14 protein-coding genes are annotated in these 15,760 nt (G+C 70.6%); 6 read left to right on the forward strand and 8 right to left on the reverse strand.

Features of this window, described 5'->3' with window-relative positions; translation table 11 throughout:
- Positions 1 to 114: 114 nt before the first annotated feature.
- The 7 genes from ACFV6I_RS27310 to ACFV6I_RS27340 form a co-directional block, all read right to left on the reverse strand.
- The gene (locus tag ACFV6I_RS27310) at positions 115 to 519 is read right to left on the reverse strand and encodes a cytidine deaminase (protein WP_063349052.1); all 405 of its coding nucleotides are present in this window, start codon (positions 517 to 519) and stop codon (positions 115 to 117) included.
- On the reverse strand, positions 516 to 1,781 hold the full coding sequence (locus ACFV6I_RS27315; protein ID WP_063349051.1) for an ABC transporter permease: 1,266 nt from the start codon (positions 1,779 to 1,781) through the stop codon (positions 516 to 518). The genes ACFV6I_RS27310 and ACFV6I_RS27315 overlap by 4 nt, the downstream gene beginning before the upstream one ends.
- Complete coding sequence (locus ACFV6I_RS27320; RefSeq protein ID WP_063349050.1) at positions 1,778 to 2,944, reverse strand: ABC transporter permease; 1,167 nt, start codon at positions 2,942 to 2,944, stop codon at positions 1,778 to 1,780. The genes ACFV6I_RS27315 and ACFV6I_RS27320 overlap by 4 nt, the downstream gene beginning before the upstream one ends.
- Before the next feature lie 5 nt (positions 2,945 to 2,949).
- Positions 2,950 to 4,530 (reverse strand): ABC transporter ATP-binding protein, encoded by a 1,581-nt coding sequence (locus ACFV6I_RS27325; protein ID WP_063349049.1) that lies wholly within the window; start codon positions 4,528 to 4,530, stop codon positions 2,950 to 2,952.
- A gap of 294 nt (positions 4,531 to 4,824) precedes the next feature.
- On the reverse strand, positions 4,825 to 5,886 hold the full coding sequence (locus ACFV6I_RS27330; protein WP_380428207.1) for a BMP family protein: 1,062 nt from the start codon (positions 5,884 to 5,886) through the stop codon (positions 4,825 to 4,827).
- Positions 5,887 to 6,302: 416 nt separating this feature from the next.
- Complete coding sequence (locus ACFV6I_RS27335) at positions 6,303 to 7,556, reverse strand: amidohydrolase (RefSeq protein ID WP_079135828.1); 1,254 nt, start codon at positions 7,554 to 7,556, stop codon at positions 6,303 to 6,305.
- 183 nt (positions 7,557 to 7,739) lie between these two features.
- Positions 7,740 to 9,329 (reverse strand): methylmalonyl-CoA mutase, encoded by a 1,590-nt coding sequence (locus tag ACFV6I_RS27340; RefSeq protein WP_380338961.1) that lies wholly within the window; start codon positions 9,327 to 9,329, stop codon positions 7,740 to 7,742.
- A 140-nt stretch (positions 9,330 to 9,469) separates the two neighbouring features.
- Here ACFV6I_RS27340 and ACFV6I_RS27345 point away from each other — a divergent pair, with 140 nt between their 5' ends.
- Both ACFV6I_RS27345 and ACFV6I_RS27350 read left to right on the forward strand, forming a co-directional pair.
- Complete coding sequence (locus ACFV6I_RS27345; protein ID WP_363369213.1) at positions 9,470 to 10,225, forward strand: SDR family oxidoreductase; 756 nt, start codon at positions 9,470 to 9,472, stop codon at positions 10,223 to 10,225.
- A 331-nt stretch (positions 10,226 to 10,556) separates the two neighbouring features.
- A complete protein-coding gene (locus ACFV6I_RS27350; protein ID WP_380338984.1) occupies positions 10,557 to 11,102 on the forward strand; it encodes a 2-oxo-4-hydroxy-4-carboxy-5-ureidoimidazoline decarboxylase in 546 nt (181 codons plus the stop codon).
- A 73-nt stretch (positions 11,103 to 11,175) separates the two neighbouring features.
- Here ACFV6I_RS27350 and ACFV6I_RS27355 read toward each other — a convergent pair whose 3' ends face one another.
- Positions 11,176 to 11,967, reverse strand: a complete 792-nt coding sequence (locus ACFV6I_RS27355; RefSeq protein ID WP_063349044.1) for a hypothetical protein — start codon at positions 11,965 to 11,967, stop codon at positions 11,176 to 11,178.
- 254 nt (positions 11,968 to 12,221) lie between these two features.
- On the opposite strand from ACFV6I_RS27355, the gene sdhC reads away from it, so the two are divergent.
- From sdhC to ACFV6I_RS27375, 4 genes are read left to right on the forward strand one after another with little or no spacing between them, the layout of a single operon-like run.
- A complete protein-coding gene (sdhC, locus tag ACFV6I_RS27360; RefSeq protein ID WP_063349043.1) occupies positions 12,222 to 12,602 on the forward strand; it encodes a succinate dehydrogenase, cytochrome b556 subunit in 381 nt (126 codons plus the stop codon).
- A gap of 8 nt (positions 12,603 to 12,610) precedes the next feature.
- Positions 12,611 to 13,102: a succinate dehydrogenase hydrophobic membrane anchor subunit gene (locus ACFV6I_RS27365; protein WP_063349042.1), complete on the forward strand. Its 492-nt coding sequence runs from the start codon at positions 12,611 to 12,613 to the stop codon at positions 13,100 to 13,102.
- A gap of 54 nt (positions 13,103 to 13,156) precedes the next feature.
- A complete protein-coding gene (sdhA, locus tag ACFV6I_RS27370) occupies positions 13,157 to 14,899 on the forward strand; it encodes a succinate dehydrogenase flavoprotein subunit (protein ID WP_063349041.1) in 1,743 nt (580 codons plus the stop codon).
- Entirely contained in the window at positions 14,899 to 15,672 is a 774-nt protein-coding gene (locus tag ACFV6I_RS27375) for a succinate dehydrogenase iron-sulfur subunit (protein WP_063349040.1), read from the forward strand. The genes sdhA and ACFV6I_RS27375 overlap by 1 nt, the downstream gene beginning before the upstream one ends.
- Positions 15,673 to 15,760 lie beyond the last annotated feature (88 nt).

Genomic DNA, 15,760 nt, shown 5'->3' on the forward strand with positions numbered 1-15,760 from the left:
CGGGGCTTGGGCCCCCTGGCGTGACCACCGGGGGTTTAAAACCGCGACGCGTGCCGCGATATGCCGGGGTCCCGCCCCACGCGCCACACTCTACGCGCGTAACAATTGTCGAAGCTAGAGCCGCTCCGGCCCGAACGCATCGGGCAGGACCTCACTCATCGGGCGGATCCCCGAGGGCAGCTCGATCAGCAGTTCCGGCCCGCCGTGCTCGTAGAGCAGCTGGCGGCAGCGCCCGCACGGCATCAGCAGTTCGCCCGCGCCGTCGACGCACGTGAAGGCCGTCAGCCGGCCGCCGCCGGTGGCGTGCAGCGCGGACACCAGCCCGCACTCGGCGCACAGCCCGAGCCCGTACGAGGCGTTCTCGACGTTGCAGCCGGTGACCAGCCGCCCGTCGTCCACCAGCGCGGCCGCGCCGACCGGGAACTTGCTGTAGGGGGCGTACGCGTGGGTCATCGCCTCGCGCGCGGCCGCGCGCAGCCGCTCCCAGTCGATCGCGGCCGACGCCGCAGGCGCCGTCACTTGCCCTGGCCCTTGCGGTAGATCTGGCCGTCCGCCTTCGGCATGCGCAGCCGCTGGGAGGCCAGCGAGAGCACCACCAGGGTGATCACGTACGGCGTGGCGACGATCAGCGGGCGCTGCACCTCGTCGGTGAGCGCGTACCAGGCGCCGAGACCGCCGGCGACCACGAAGGAGATCGCCGCGCCGGTGAACTTGCGCCGGTACAGCTGCCAGAGCGCGAGCAGCGCCATCGCGATGGCGACGGTCAGGATCAGCACGTGCACCGACTCCGGGTCGCGCAGCTGGAGGCTGTCGGTGAAGCCGAACAGGCCGGCGCCCATGGCGAGGCCGCCCGGCATCCAGTTGCCGAAGATCATCGCGGCGAGGCCGATGAAGCCGCGGCCGAGGGTCTGGCCGTCCTTGTAGAAGTGCGCCGCGACCAGCGAGAGGTACGCACCGCCGAGGCCGGCGAAGGCGCCGGAGGCGATGACCGCGAGGTACTTGTACTTGTAGACGTTGACGCCCAGCGACTCGGCGGCGGTCGGGTTCTCACCGCAGGAGCGCAGCCGCAGGCCGAACACCGTGCGCCAGAGCACGAAGTAGCTGACCACGATCATCGCGCCGGCCAGCAGCACGACCACCGAGATGTTGGTGACCAGGCCGCCGACCACGCCGGCCACGTCCGAGACCAGGAACCAGTGGTGCTTCTCGATGTCGGACAGCCACGAGGACAGCCCGGGAACGGTGATGTACGGCAGCGGATCCGCCGGCGGCGACTGGTTCGCACCCGCGCCGACCGCGATGTAGTCCTTGTAGTAGATCCGGTTGACGTACGCGCAGATGCCGGGGATCAGCAGGTTGATGCCGACGCCGGAGACGATGTGGTCGACGCCGAAGGTGACGGTCACGAGCGCGTGCAGCAGACCGCCGAGCGCGCCGCCGAGCATGCCGGCCAGCAGGCCGACCCACGGGTTGACCAGGTAGCCGGCCCAGGCACCGCAGAAGGTGCCGGCGACCATCATGCCTTCGAGGCCGATGTTGACCACGCCGGCCCGCTCCGACCACAGACCGCCCAGACCGGCCATGCCGATCGGCACGGCGGCGCTGAGCGCGGCGGTGATCTGACCGGAGGAGGTCAGCGCGTGGTTGCCGGTGGCCATGCCCACGGCGGAGAACAGGACCAGGGCGCCCGCGATCAGCAGCAGCACCACCGGCCAGGACATCTTGCGCTTCTTGGTGGGCGCGCCCGGCGCCTTGGGACGCGCGGCGGTAGCCGTGCTCATGCGGACACCTCCTTCTTCTCAGTGGCCGCGAGCTGAGCCGCGAGCTGGGCGGCGAGCTGGGCGCCGACCTTCTGCTGCTGGCGCTTCAGGCCGTAGCGGCGCACCAGTTCGTAGGCGACGACGACGCAGATGACGATGGTGCCCTTCATGACGTCGACGATCTCGAAGGGGAAGCCGCCCTGGAGCGGCAGCTGGGAGCCGGTGGTGTCCAGGAAGGCGAACAGCAGGGCCGCGAAGGCCATGCCGATCGGGCTGTTGCGGCCGAGCAGGGCGATCGAGATGCCGAGGAAGCCCAGACCGGGCTGGAAGCTCTGGCCGTAGTAGAACGAGTTCTGCACCAGCTCGGGCATGCCGATCAGACCGGCGATCGCGCCGGAGACCGCCATCGAGATGATCACCATGCGCTTGACGTTCACGCCGGACGCGGTCGCGGCCGACTCCGAGCGGCCGGTGGCGCGCAGGTCGAAGCCGAAGCGGGTACGGGTCAGCGCGAACTGGAACACCACGCCGACCAGGGCGGCGATGAAGATGAAGCCCCAGAGCGGGCCACCCGCCGTCTCCAGCGTGAAGAAGTGGCTGGACTGCGAGATCGGGTCGGTCTGGATCGAGTTGCTGGTGGCGCTCGTCTTCGGCGCGAAGATGCCGGGGACGAGCAGCAGGCCGACGACCGCGATCGAGATCGAGTTCAGCATGATGGTCGAGATGACCTCGCTGACCCCGCGGTAGACCTTCAGCAGACCGGCGATGCTCGCGTACAGGCCGCCGACCAGCATGGCGGTGACCAGCAGCAGCGGGATCTGGATGATCGCGGGCAGGTCGACCTTGGCGCCGACGAAGGCCGCGAACAGCGCCGCGACCTTGTACTGGCCCTCGACGCCGATGTTGAACAGGTTCATCCGGAACCCGAAGGCGGCGGCAGCTGCGGCCAGGTAGTACGTGGTGGACCGGTTGAGGATCCCCACTTGGCCGTCCGACTTGCCGGCGTACGTGAGCATCACGTTCCACGCGTCGAACGGGTTCTTGCCCGAAGTCGCCAGCAGGACGGAGCAGATCACGATGGAGAGCACGACCGCGAGCACCGGCGCCGCCAGTGCGAGCACGATCCGCTCACCGCTGATCCGCTGCGCCAGGCTGCGCTTGGCGGCGGTGTTGGGACTGGTCATGTGGGTTACTCCCCCGCCTGCGGGTCGTCGGCGGTGTCGGTGGGGCCGGCGTCGGACTCGGCCTCGGTGCCCTCCGCGAGGATCTCGTGGAAGTGCTCGACGGCCTCCGCATCGGACTCGAGGTGGCCGCTGGCGGCACCCGTCATGGCGGTGCCGAGGTCCTCGGCGGTGACGGTGGCCGGGTCGGCATCGGCGACCAGGCGCCCGCGGTAGATGACCCGGATGGTGTCGGACAGGCCGATCAGCTCGTCCAGGTCGGCGGAGATCAGCAGGACGGCCAGGCCGGCCCGCTGGGCGACCCGGATGTGCTCCCAGATCTGCGCCTGCGCGCCGACGTCCACACCACGGGTGGGGTGCGCGGCGATCAGCAGCTTGGGCTGGTGGCTCATCTCGCGGCCGATGATCAGCTTCTGCTGGTTGCCGCCGGAGAGGGAGGCCGCGGTGACCTCGATGCCGGGAGTGCGGACGTCGTAGGCCTCGACGATCCGCCAGGTGTCCTTGCGGGCGGCGCCCGGGTCGAGCAGGACGCCCTTGGAGTTGGGCGCCTCGGTGACGTGACCGAGGATCCGGTTCTCCCAGAGCGGGGCCTCCAGCAGCAGGCCGTGCTTGTGGCGGTCCTCGGGGATGTAGCCGATGCCGGCCTCGCGGCGGGCCCGGGTGAGCGAGCCGGAGAGGTCCTTGCCGTCCAGGGTGACGGTGCCGCCGTCCAGCGGCAGCATGCCCATGATGGCCTCGACCAGTTCGGCCTGGCCGTTGCCCTCGACGCCGGCGATGCCGAGGATCTCGCCCTTGTGGATGCGCAGCGAGATGTCGTCGAGGACGACGCGCTCGATGCCCTCGGCGTCGGTCTTGGCGATCCGCAGGTCCTTGACGTCGAGCATCTCGGTCGTGGTGACGGTCGACTCGCGGCTCTCCGGGGAGGGCAGCTCGGCGCCGACCATCATCTCGGCCAGCTGACGGGCGGTGACGGCCTTCGGGTCGGCGTCGCCGACCGTGGTGCCGCGCCGGATCACGCTGATCGCGTCGGCCACCGCCAGCACCTCGTGCAGCTTGTGCGAGATGAAGATGACGGTGACGCCCTCGGACTTGAGCTCGCGCAGGTTGTCGAACAGCGCGTCGACCTCCTGCGGGACGAGCACGGCCGTCGGCTCGTCGAGGATCAGGATCTTGGCGCCGCGGTAGAGCACCTTGAGGATCTCGACGCGCTGGCGGTCGGCGACGCCGAGGTCCTCGACCAGGGCGTCCGGGCGCACGCCCAGGCCGTACTGGTCGGAGATCTCCTTGATCTTCGCCTTCGCCTTGGCGCCGATGCCGTGGAGCTTCTCGCCGCCGAGGACGACGTTCTCCCACACGGTGAGGTTGTCGGCCAGCATGAAGTGCTGGTGGACCATGCCGATGCCGCGGGAGATGGCGTCGCCCGGGGTGTTGAACTCGCACGGCTCGCCGTTGATCGCGATGGTGCCCTCGTCCGGCTTCTGCATGCCGTAGAGGATCTTCATCAGCGTCGACTTGCCGGCGCCGTTCTCACCCATCAGGGCGTGCACGGTACCGCTGCGGACGGTGAGGTTGATGTCGTGGTTGGCCACGACACCGGGGAAGCGCTTGGTGATGCCGCGCAGTTCGACGGCCGATGTCGCCGTCCCCGCGCTGGGGGACCCTCCCCGGGGGGGGGGGCGGGGGGGGGTGGGGGTGTGGGCGATCTCGGGGGGGTGTGGCGGCGCGTCGTGGCGGGGGGCGGGCCAGGGGGATGAGGGGGGGGAGGGCACGGGGCCCGGGGGTACGCGTTGAGCGCACCCTGCCGGGCCCCTCCCGTGATGCTTTGCCGTTCATGGCGCTGCCGGGCAGGCGGCAGTCGCCGGTGCGTCCGGGACGCGCGGGCCTTACTGGGCCGGCGCGGTCGGGACGGTGGTGGCGCCGGAGGTGATCGCCGTGGTGGCGGCCTTCAGCTTGTCCTGGATGTCGTCGAGCTTGCCGCCGGTGGTGGCGAGCGAGACGCCCTCGGCCTTCAGGTCGAAGAGCTTGATGCCGGTGAACGGCTGGCCCTTCTTGATCGACTCGATGTAGGAGAAGACGGCGTTGTCGACGTTCTTCACCATCGAGGTCAGGATGCTGTTCTTGTACTTCGCCAGGGCCGGCTGGGCGGCCTGGTCGGAGTCGACGCCGATGGCCAGGGCACCCGGCTTGTTGGCGACGGCCTCGATGGCGCCGTTGCCGGAGGAGCCGGCGGCGGCGTAGATGACGTCCGCGCCCTTGTCGAGCTGGCCCTGCGCGGCCTCCTTGCCCTTGTCGGGCGAGTTGAAGCCGGTGAAGTCCGGAGGCGTGGTCAGGTAGGTGGTCTCGACCTGGATGTTCGCGTCGACGGACTTCACACCCGCCTTGTAACCGGCCTCGAACTTCTTGATGAGCTCGGTCTGCACACCGCCGATGAAGCCGACGTGCTTGGACTTCGACTTGTTCGCGGCGGCGACGCCGGCGAGGTACGAACCCTCCTGCTCGGCGAAGACCAGCGAAGTGACGTTGGACGGCTGGTCCTTGTCGTTCGAGTCGATGATCGCGAACTTGACGTTCGGGTTGTCCTTGGCGACCTTGTCGACCGCCTGCTGGTAGACGAAGCCGACCGCGATGATCGTCTTGTAGCCGCCGTCGATCAGGTTCTTGAGGCGGGTCTCCTTGTCGGCCTCGGCCTCGCCGGTCTTGGCGTCGGCCTCGGTGACCGCGACGCCGAGCTCGGCCTTGGCCTTGTCGAGACCGCGGGCGGCGGAGTCGTTGAACGACTGGTCGCCACGGCCGCCGATGTCGTAGGCCATACCGACCTTGATCGAGCCGTCGCCCGAACCGGAGGAGGTGTTGGTGTCAGTGCTCTTTGCGCCGCAAGCGGCGAGCGAGGCCATGCCCAGGGAACCCGAGAGCACAACCGCAGCGAGCTTCATTGAACGGCGCAAGGGAGTATCTCCTTCTCACACGCACCTGATTAGCGTGGTCGGACGCCACCGTAACGCGCGTAGAACACGGTTGGGTTACGGGCTGCCGGACCATTCGGGTTGTTATCAAACCGTGGTCTCACGGTCTTCCCAAGGCCCTATTCCCGTGCGCGGACGGTGATCCAAAGCTGGTTTTGCGGCCCAGTCTACGGAACCGTTCGATAACCCCGGATGGCGGTAAACCGGCCGGTCACCGAGATGAGGTGCCGGCCGGTCGCCCGAGGGTCGCCCGAGAGGGCGTTCACGCAGTGCCCGAGGAGATGCCCGAGGACGGTGTGCGCCGCTCAATCCCGCGGCTCAGTACTGCTGTTCGGTTTCGGCGGCTCGGTCCTGCCGCTCAGCTCTGCCGTTCGATTTCCGCAGCTCAGTCCCGCGGCTCAGTGCTGTGGCTCGTCCAGGGCGAGCGCCGCGAACAGCTCCACGCCGATCCCGATCGCGCGCTCGTCGGCGTCGAAGCGGCCCTGGTGCAGGTCACGGACGGTGGTGTCACCGGGGGCGCGGACGCCCAGCCGGGCCAGCGCGCCCGGGGCGTGCTCCAGGTACCAGGAGAAGTCCTCGCCGCCCAGGCTCTGCTCGGTGCTCTCCACCACCTGCGCACCCTCCCGGCCGAACCGGTCGGTCATCGCCGCGTCCAGCAGGGCGACCGAGACCGCCTCGTTGACCACCGGCGGCACCCCCCGGTGGTAGTCCAGCGTCCACTTCGCCCGGTAGGTCTCGGCGAGCTTGGCGATCAGCTCGTGCAGCAGGTCGGGCGCCTCGCGCCAGCCGTCCAGCTCCAGGCAGCGGACGGTGCCCTCCAGTTCGGCGCGCTGCGGGATGACGTTGGGCGCGGAGCCGGAGGCGATCCGGCCCCAGACCAGGCTGACGCCCCAGCGCGGGTCCATCCGGCGGGCCAGCGCGCCCGGCAGGTCGGCGGCCATCCGGGCGATCGCGGTCACCAGGTCGGTGGTCAGGTGCGGGCGGGCGGTGTGCCCGCCGGGGCCGTCCAGGTGCAGCACCAGGCGGTCGCAGGCCGAGGTGATCGCCCCGGTGCGCAGGGCGATCCGGCCCACCTCCACCTTGGGGTCGCAGTGCACCGCGAAGATCCGGCCGACGCCGTCCATCCCCCCGGCCTTGATCACGTCCAGCGCACCGCCCGGCAGGACCTCCTCGGCCGGCTGGAACACCAGCCGGACGGGGCGGCGCAGTTCGCCGGTGCGGACGGCCTCGGCCAGCACCAGGGCGGTACCGAGCACCACCGCGGTGTGCACGTCGTGGCCGCAGGCGTGGGCCCGGCCGGGGACGGTCGAGCGGTACGGCACGTCGGTCTTGGCGTCGTCGATCGGCAGCGCGTCGATGTCGGCGCGGAAGGCCAGGAACTCGGCGCCGGGGGCGGTGCCGGCCGGGACGATGTCGACGATCAGGCCGGTGCCGCCGGGCAGCACCCGGGGGCTCAGGCCGGCCGCCACCAGCCGGTCGCGGAGCAGGCCGGTGGTGCGGAACTCCTGGCGGCCGAGCTCCGGGTGCCGGTGCAGGTCACGGCGGAAGGCGATCAGCTCGGACTCCAGCCCCCGGACCCGGGCGCGCAGTTCGGCGGCGGGGCGTGCGGTGGCCAGAGTGGCGCCCGGCTGAGCGGGCTCAGGACGGTTCATCTCAACAAGGGTAGGCCTGTTGGGGGGATTTGGCCCGACTTCTGGAAAACTAGTCCCCGGATGGGCGCATACCGGCCGAACAGGTGGGTATGACATCTCGTTTCAGCCGCCTTCCCCGATTGCTTGCCCTGTGCAACGACCGCCCGGAGCGGCGGTCACGGCCGGCCCCTTCTTGGCGATGCGTCAGAAGCTCTCCACCGGGGCGTACACGCCCCACACCTCCCGCAGCGCGTCGCAGACCTCGCCGACGGTGGCCCGCGCGGCCAGCGCCTCCTTCATCGGGTACAGCACGTTCCCCGCCCCCTCCGCGGTGCGGCGCAGGCCGTCCAGCGCCCGGGCGACGGCCACGCGGTCCCGCCCGGCCCGCAGCCGGGCCAGCCGCTCGGCCTGCTGCCGCTCGACCGCCGGATCCACCCGCAACGGCCGGTACGGCTCCTCGGCGTCCAGCCGGAAGCGGTTGACGCCGACCACCGTCCGCTCCCCGGAGTCGGTCTCCTGCTGGAGCCGGTAGGCGGTGCGCTCGATCGCGGCCTTCTGGAAGCCCTGCTCGATCGCGGCCACCGCGCCGCCCAGCTCCTCGACCCGGGCCATCAGCGCCAGCGCGGCGGCCTCCACCTCGTCGGTCAGCGACTCGACCGCGTACGAGCCGGCGAACGGGTCGACGGTGGCGGTCACGTCGGTCTCGTGGGCGAGCACCTGCTGGGTGCGCAGGGCGAGCCGGGCGGCCTTCTCGGTGGGCAGCGCGATCGCCTCGTCGAAGCCGTTGGTGTGCAGCGACTGGGTGCCGCCGAACACCGCGGCGAGCGCCTGCACCGAGACCCGGACCAGGTTCAGCTCGGGCTGCTGAGCGGTGAGCTGCACCCCGGCGGTCTGGGTGTGGAAGCGCAGCATCCACGAGCGCGGATCCTTCGCGCCGAACTCCTCCCGCATCACCCTGGCCCAGATCCGGCGGGCGGCACGGAACTTGGCCACCTCCTCCAGCAGCGTGACCCGGGCCACGAAGAAGAACGAGAGCCGGGGGGCGAAGTCGTCCACCGCCATCCCGGCGGCGATCGCGGTACGGACGTAGGCGATGCCGTTGGCCAGCGTGAAGGCGATCTCCTGCGCCGGATCCGCCCCGGCCTCGGCCATGTGGTAGCCGGAGATGGAGATGGTGTTCCAGCGCGGGATCTCCGCCCGGCAGTACCGGAAGACGTCCGCGACCAGCCGCAGCGAGGGCTGCGGCGGGAAGATGTACGTGCCCCGGGCGATGTACTCCTTCAGCACGTCGTTCTGGACCGTGCCGGTCAGCCGGGCCGGCGCCACCCCCTGGGCCTCGCCGACCAGTTGGTAGAGCAGCAGGAGCAGTGCGGCGGGCGCGTTGATGGTCATCGAGGTGGACACCCCGCCCAGCGGGATGCCGTCGAACAGCACGGCCAGGTCCTCGACGCTGTCGACGGCCACGCCCACCTTGCCCACCTCCCCGGCGGCGAGCGGCGCGTCCGAGTCGTAGCCCATCTGGGTGGGCAGGTCGAAGGCCACCGACAGGCCGGTGCCGCCACTCACGATCAGCTGCCGGTAGCGGGCGTTGGACTCGGCGGCGGTACCGAAGCCCGCGTACTGGCGCATCGTCCACGGCCGGCCGGCGTACATCGTCGGGTAGACGCCCCGGGTGTACGGGTACTCCCCCGGCCGGCCGAGCCTGCTCGCCGGATCCCAGTCGGCCAGCGCCTCCGGGCCGTACAGCGGCTCGATCGGGAAGCCTGACTCGGCGCGGCGCGGCTCGGCTGCCATGAGGTCCCTCCACGGGATCGGCGGGGGCATCGGTCGGTCCTCGCAATGTAGGACAGGACCTGGAGCGGGACCGGGCGGCGCGGGCGCGGACACGGTTGAGATGATCGGGTGAACGACCGGATGAGCCCCAGGGAGTGGCAATGACCGAGCAGAAGGTGGCCGTGGTCACCGGTGCCAGCAGTGGAATCGGCGCGGCGACCGCCCGCCGGCTGGCGGCCGAGGGCTTCGACGTGGTGCTGACCGCCCGGCGGACCGAGCGGATCGAGGCGCTGGCCAAGGAGATCGGCGACGGGGGCGGTTCGGCCAGGGCGGTCACGCTCGACGTCACCGACCGGGCCGCCGTGGACGCCTTCGCGGCCGAGGTCGGCCGGGTCGACGTGCTGGTGAACAACGCCGGCGGGGCGATCGGCGCCGAGACGGTCGAGCACGGCGACCCGGCCGACTGGCTGGCCATGTACGAGGTGAACGTGCTCGGCGTGCTGCACGTGACGCAGGCGCTTCTGCCGGCCCTGCGGGCCACCGGCGACGGCACCGTGCTGGTGCTCTCCTCGACCGCCGCGCTGGCCGCGTACGAGGGCGGCGGCGGGTACGTCGCGGCCAAGCACGCCGCGCACACCATCGCGGCGACGCTGCGCCTGGAGCTGTGCGGGGAGCCGATCCGGGTGATCGAGATCGCCCCCGGCATGGTGAAGTCCGAGGGCTTCGCCGTCACCCGCTTCCGCGGCGACGAGGAGAAGGCCGCGGCCGTGTACGCCGGCGTGGCCGAGCCGCTGACCTCGGAGGACATCGCCGACACCGTGGCCTGGGCGGTCACCCGCCCCCCGCACGTCAACATCGACCTCCTGGTCGTCCGCCCCCGCGCCCAGGCCGCCAACCACAAGGTCCACCGCGCCTGACGGCGGTCGGATCCACCGGCGGCCCGGCCACCCCGTACACCTCTGGCCAAGGGCCTCGCCAGAGCCGCCCTCCTGAGGTGGGGGTGCCGGATCAGCGGATGCCGGATTAACAGATGAATGTGGGGAGGGCGCTGACACAAAGATGTCAACGTCACAACTTGATAGCTCGTCCGGATGAATTCCGCGCGCGCCCTCCCCAACTGATGACGGCTCAACTACCTTTGAGGAGCTGCCCGACCGGCGCCGTGACGCCGCCCGCAGCCCCCATACTTCAGCTGCTCCACCCCACCCCACTTCACCGGCACCTTCCCGCCCTCACGAGGAGGACCCGCTGGCCAGCGACATCCCGCCACAGCGGCTCGATCCAAGCTCCGAGCCGACCCTCCTCGGGCTGCACCGCTTCAACGAAGCCGATGCCGGCGCCGCCGAGGAGGCCCTCCTGGCCTGCTGCGGCAGCCACCGCTGGGCCCTGCGGCTCACCGCGCACCGGCCCTACCCCGACATAGAGTCCCTGCTGGCCGCCGCCAGCGAGGCCTCCTACGACCTCCGCCCGGCCGACCTGGCCGAGGCGCTCGCCGACGAGAGCTGGATGCCGCAACCGCTGCTCGGCATGCGGGCACCGGGCAGCCAGGCCGCGCACACCGCGCTGCGGGCCGCCCACGCCGCGTACGAGGCCAGGTTCGGCCACGTCTTCGTGGTCTGCCTGGAGGGCGTGGCCCCGGAGGAGATGCTCGACACCGTGCTCTCCTCGATCCGCACCCGGCTGGCCAACGACCCGGACGAGGAGCGGCTGATCGCGGCGGACGAGCTCCGCCGGATCGCCCTCACCCGACTGGAGCACCTGGTCGCCACCCATTCGGAGGCCGGGGCGCGCTGAGCAGCCGCCGTCTCCTCCATCCCGCCCACTCCCTCCCCGCCCGCTAACTCTCCGCCCGCTAACTCTCCGCCCGCTACTTCTTCTTCGCCTGGGCGGCCCGCAGCTTGGCCACCTGCTGCCGGACGATCACCTCGTCCGGCGCGGCGGCCGGCTCGGCGGCGACCCCGAAGGTGGTGAACACCGCGAGCGCCGGCCCGATCCGGGCCAGCACCGCACGCTGCGAGAGCACCGCGCTCCCCGATTCATTCGTCAGGGTGAATCCGAGCGCGGCGTCCGCTCCCCCGGGGGTGGGCGTGTCCTCACGGTTCAGCCGGTGCCTGGTCCGGATCGGCGCCTTCTTCCCCGGCTTCTCGGCCGGCGGCGCCGGGGCCATCGAGGTGAACGCGGCACACGGGCCGAACAGCTTCTCCAGCTCCGCCTGGAGCACGGCCGCCCGCCCCGTCCGGTAGCCGAGCAGGCCGCCGTACACGCCGCCCCTGGGGTCGGCGGTCCGGGCCACGCTCAGGTCGGTCTCCGCGTACGGGTAGCCCGGGGCCGGCGAGGCCGAGGCGGTGCCGGCCCCGGTCGGGGCGGCCGAGGCGGCCGGGGTCACCGCGTCCAGCAGCGGCTGGCAGGCCGGGACGTCCGCGACCTCCCGCCCGGCGCCCGCCCCGGTGTCGCCGTGGCCTGGCGTCATCACCGTCACCGTGTAGCCCGCCCCGAGGTCGGCACCGGCCACCGCGGCCGCCCGCAGCTCGGCCGCGGACAGCTCGCGGCCGGGCCCGGCCCGGTCCGCGGAGGAGCCGCCGACCGTGGTGCAGCCCGTGGCGAGCAGCAGCAGGGCCGCGAGGGCGGCGGCGGACGGTCGGACGGGGCGAAGCGGCACGGGGGCCTCGGCAGGGTGTCGGCGGCGGAGCGGGCCGCCACCGTAACGCAGTCGAGCCGTCACCCAGAGCGACCAAAGCGCCGCTGGTTCCCGTCCGGCTAGGCCAGTCGTGCCTGATTGATCACACCTGAGACCCCCGGAGGCGGTTCCCGACGCAGCGTCGATAGGATGCTGGCGGCCGGTGGACCGTACCTGGCCGGGCTGACCGACACCGAAGCCGGCCGAGCCCCCAATCGCTTCCGGAGGGTTTTTCCGTGCCGGCTGGAACGCTGTACCGCGGCCGGGAAGGCATGTGGAGCTGGGTGGCTCATCGAGTCACCGGCGTCCTCATCTTTTTCTTCCTGTTCGCCCATGTCCTGGACACCGCTCTGGTGCGAGTGTCGCCCGAGGCGTACGACACCGTCATTCAGACGTACAAGACTCCTCTCGTGAACCTGATGGAGTACGGCCTGGTGGCCGCCATCCTGTTCCACGCCCTCAACGGCCTGCGGGTCGTCGCCGTGGACTTCTGGTCCAAGGGCCCGAAGTACCAGAAGCAGATGCTCTGGACCGTCGTGGCGGTCTGGGTCGTGCTGATGGCCGGCTCCTTCTACGGGATCCTGCAGCACACGCTGATCTCCTGGTTCGGGAAGTGAGCTGACACATGTCCACGGAATACTCCGACGCGCTGGTCGTCCCCTCCGCGCACGCGCACACCGGCAAGGGCCTCGGCACCGGCAACCCGGCGGACGCGTTCGTCATCGAGCCGCCGCGCAAGCGGACCCCGAAGACCCCGCGCCGCACCCGCACCAACTTCGAGATGCTGGCCTGGCTCTTCATGCGCCTGTCCGGCATCGTCCTCGTGGTCCTGATCCTCGGGCACCTGCTCATCATGCTGGTGCTCGACGGCGGCGTCTCCAAGATCGGCTTCGCCTTCGTGGCCGGCCGCTGGGCCTCGCCGTTCTGGCAGGTCTGGGACCTCACGATGCTCTGGCTCGCCATGCTCCACGGCGCCAACGGCATGCGGCAGGTCATCAACGACTACGCCGAGAAGGACTCGACCCGGCTCTGGCTGAAGGGGCTCATGGGTACCGCCACGGTCTTCACCGTGCTGCTCGGCACCCTGGTGATCTTCACCTTCGACCCCAACATCTGACGACAAAGCATCTAATCGGCAATCGGCAGAGGCCAGAGGCGAGTTAGAACCCCCATGCAGATTCACCAGTACGACACCGTCATCGTCGGCGCCGGCGGCGCCGGCATGCGCGCGGCCATCGAGTCGACGCAGCGCACCCGCACCGCCGTCCTGACCAAGCTCTACCCCACCCGGTCCCACACCGGCGCGGCCCAGGGCGGCATGTGCGCCGCCCTCGCCAACGTCGAGGAGGACAACTGGGAGTGGCACACCTTCGACACGGTCAAGGGTGGTGACTACCTGGTCGACCAGGACGCCGCCGAGATCATGTGCAAGGAGGCCATCGACGCCGTCCTCGACCTGGAGAAGATGGGCCTGCCCTTCTCCCGCACCGAGCAGGGCCGGATCGACCAGCGCCGCTTCGGCGGGCACTCCCGCAACCACGGTGAGGCCCCCGTCCGCCGCTCCTGCTACGCGGCCGACCGCACCGGTCACATGATCCTCCAGACGCTGTTCCAGAACTGCGTCAAGCACGGCGTCGAGTTCTTCAACGAGTTCTACGTCCTCGACCTGCTGATCAACGAGGGCAAGACGGCCGGCGTCGTCGCCTACGAGCTGGCCACCGGCGAGATCCACGTCTTCCAGGCCAAGTCCGTCGTGTTCGCCTCCGGCGGCACCGGCAAGTTCTTCAAGGTCTCCTCCAACGCCCACACCCTCACCGGTGACGGCCAGGCCCTGGTGTACCGCCGCGGCCTGCCGCTGGAGGACATGGAGTTCTTCCAGTTCCACCCGACCGGCATCTGGCGCATGGGCATCCTGCTCACCGAGGGCGCCCGCGGCGAGGGCGGCATCCTGCGCAACAAGGACGGCGAGCGCTTCATGGAGCGCTACGCCCCCGTCATGAAGGACCTCGCGTCCCGTGACGTCTGCTCCCGCGCGATCTACACCGAGATCCGCGAAGGCCGCGGCTGCGGTCCGGACGGCGACCACGTCTACCTGGACCTGACCCACCTGCCGCCGGAGCAGCTGGACGCCAAGCTCCCGGACATCACCGAGTTCGCCCGCACCTACCTCGGCATCGAGCCCTACACGGACCCGATCCCGATCCAGCCCACCGCGCACTACGCCATGGGCGGCATCCCGACCAACGTCGAGGGTGAGGTGCTGCGCAACAACACCGACGTCGTCCCGGGCCTGTACGCGGCCGGCGAGGTCGCCTGCGTGTCCGTGCACGGCGCCAACCGCCTGGGCACCAACTCGCTGCTGGACATCAACGTGTTCGGCCGTCGCGCGGGCATCGCCGCCGCCGACTACGCCAACGTGCACGAGTTCGTCGAGCTGCCCGAGAACCCGGCCGAGAAGGTCCAGGCCCTGGTCGACGGCCTGCGCGAGGCCGCCGGCACCGAGTCCGTGGCGCAGATCCGCAAGGAGCTGCAGGAGACCATGGACGCCAACGCGATGGTGTACCGCACCGGCGCCACCCTGAAGCAGGCGGTCGAGGACATCGCCGCGCTGAAGGAGCGCTACAAGAACGTCTCGATCCAGGACAAGGGCTTCCGGTACAACACGGACCTGCTGGAGGCCGTCGAGCTGGGCAACCTGCTCGACCTGGCCGAGGTGCTGGCCGTCTCCGCGCTGGCCCGCGAGGAGTCGCGCGGCGGCCACTACCGCGAGGACTTCCCGACCCGTGACGACGTGAAGTTCATGCAGCACACCATGGCGTACCAGGAGGTCGCCGCCGACGGCAGCACCTCCATCCGCCTCGACTACAAGCCGGTCGTCACGACCCGCTACCAGCCGATGGAGCGTAAGTACTGATGAGCACTCCTACCGTGGAGAAGCACTCGGCCGCTCTGGACGCGGTCGAGGCGGGCGGCGTCGAGCTGATCACCGTCACCTTCCGGATCCGCCGGTTCAACCCGGAGGAGCACCCGGACCCGGTGTGGGTCGACTACCAGCTGACGCTCGACCCGAAGGAGCGCGTCCTGGACGCGCTCAACAAGATCAAGTGGGAGCAGGACGGCACCCTCACCTACCGCCGTTCCTGCGCGCACGGCATCTGCGGCTCCGACGCCATGCGGATCAACGGCCGCAACCGGCTGGCGTGCAAGACCCTGATCAAGGACGTCGACCCGGAGAAGCCGATCACGATCGAGGCCATAAAGGGCCTCACGGTCCTCAAGGACCTGGTCGTGGACATGGACCCGTTCTTCCAGGCGTACAAGGACGTCATGCCGTTCCTCATCACCAAGGGGAACGACCCGACCCGCGAGCGCCTGCAGTCCGCCGAGGACCGCGAGCGCTTCGACGACACCACCAAGTGCATCCTGTGCGCCGCGTGCACGTCGTCCTGCCCGGTGTTCTGGAACGACGGCCAGTACTTCGGCCCGGCCGCGATCGTGAACGCGCACCGCTTCATCTTCGACTCGCGCGACGAGGGCGCCGAGCAGCGCCTGGAGATCCTCAACGACCGTGAGGGCGTGTGGCGCTGCCGCACCACCTTCAACTGCTCCGAGGCCTGCCCGCGTGGCATCGAGGTCACCAAGGCGATCCAGGAAGTGAAGCGGGCGCTGGTCACCCGCCGCTTCTGATCTCCGCCTGACATGGCGAAGGCCCCCCCCCCCGCCACAGACGGGAGCACGGGGGGGTGCGGAGGGTGGCGGGCGGGCGCCCCCGGCG

Origin of the sequence: Kitasatospora sp. NPDC059803 (assembly GCF_042732255.1) — a bacterium.
Classification (GTDB): Bacteria; Actinomycetota; Actinomycetes; order Streptomycetales; family Streptomycetaceae; genus Kitasatospora.

Bases quoted from the DNA above. Each gene is read 5' to 3' on its own strand.
- ACFV6I_RS27315 (WP_063349051.1), bottom strand. From the start codon at position 1,781: ATGAGCACGGCTACCGCCGCGCGTCCCAAGGCGCCGGGCGCGCCCACC.
- ACFV6I_RS27320 (WP_063349050.1), bottom strand. From the start codon at position 2,944: ATGACCAGTCCCAACACCGCCGCCAAGCGCAGCCTGGCGCAGCGGATC.
- ACFV6I_RS27335 (WP_079135828.1), bottom strand. From the start codon at position 7,556: ATGAACCGTCCTGAGCCCGCTCAGCCGGGCGCCACTCTGGCCACCGCA.
- ACFV6I_RS27340 (WP_380338961.1), bottom strand. From the start codon at position 9,329: ATGGCAGCCGAGCCGCGCCGCGCCGAGTCAGGCTTCCCGATCGAGCCG.
- ACFV6I_RS27345 (WP_363369213.1), top strand. From the start codon at position 9,470: ATGACCGAGCAGAAGGTGGCCGTGGTCACCGGTGCCAGCAGTGGAATC.
- ACFV6I_RS27365 (WP_063349042.1), top strand. From the start codon at position 12,611: ATGTCCACGGAATACTCCGACGCGCTGGTCGTCCCCTCCGCGCACGCG.
- sdhA (WP_063349041.1), top strand. From the start codon at position 13,157: ATGCAGATTCACCAGTACGACACCGTCATCGTCGGCGCCGGCGGCGCC.
- ACFV6I_RS27375 (WP_063349040.1), top strand. From the start codon at position 14,899: ATGAGCACTCCTACCGTGGAGAAGCACTCGGCCGCTCTGGACGCGGTC.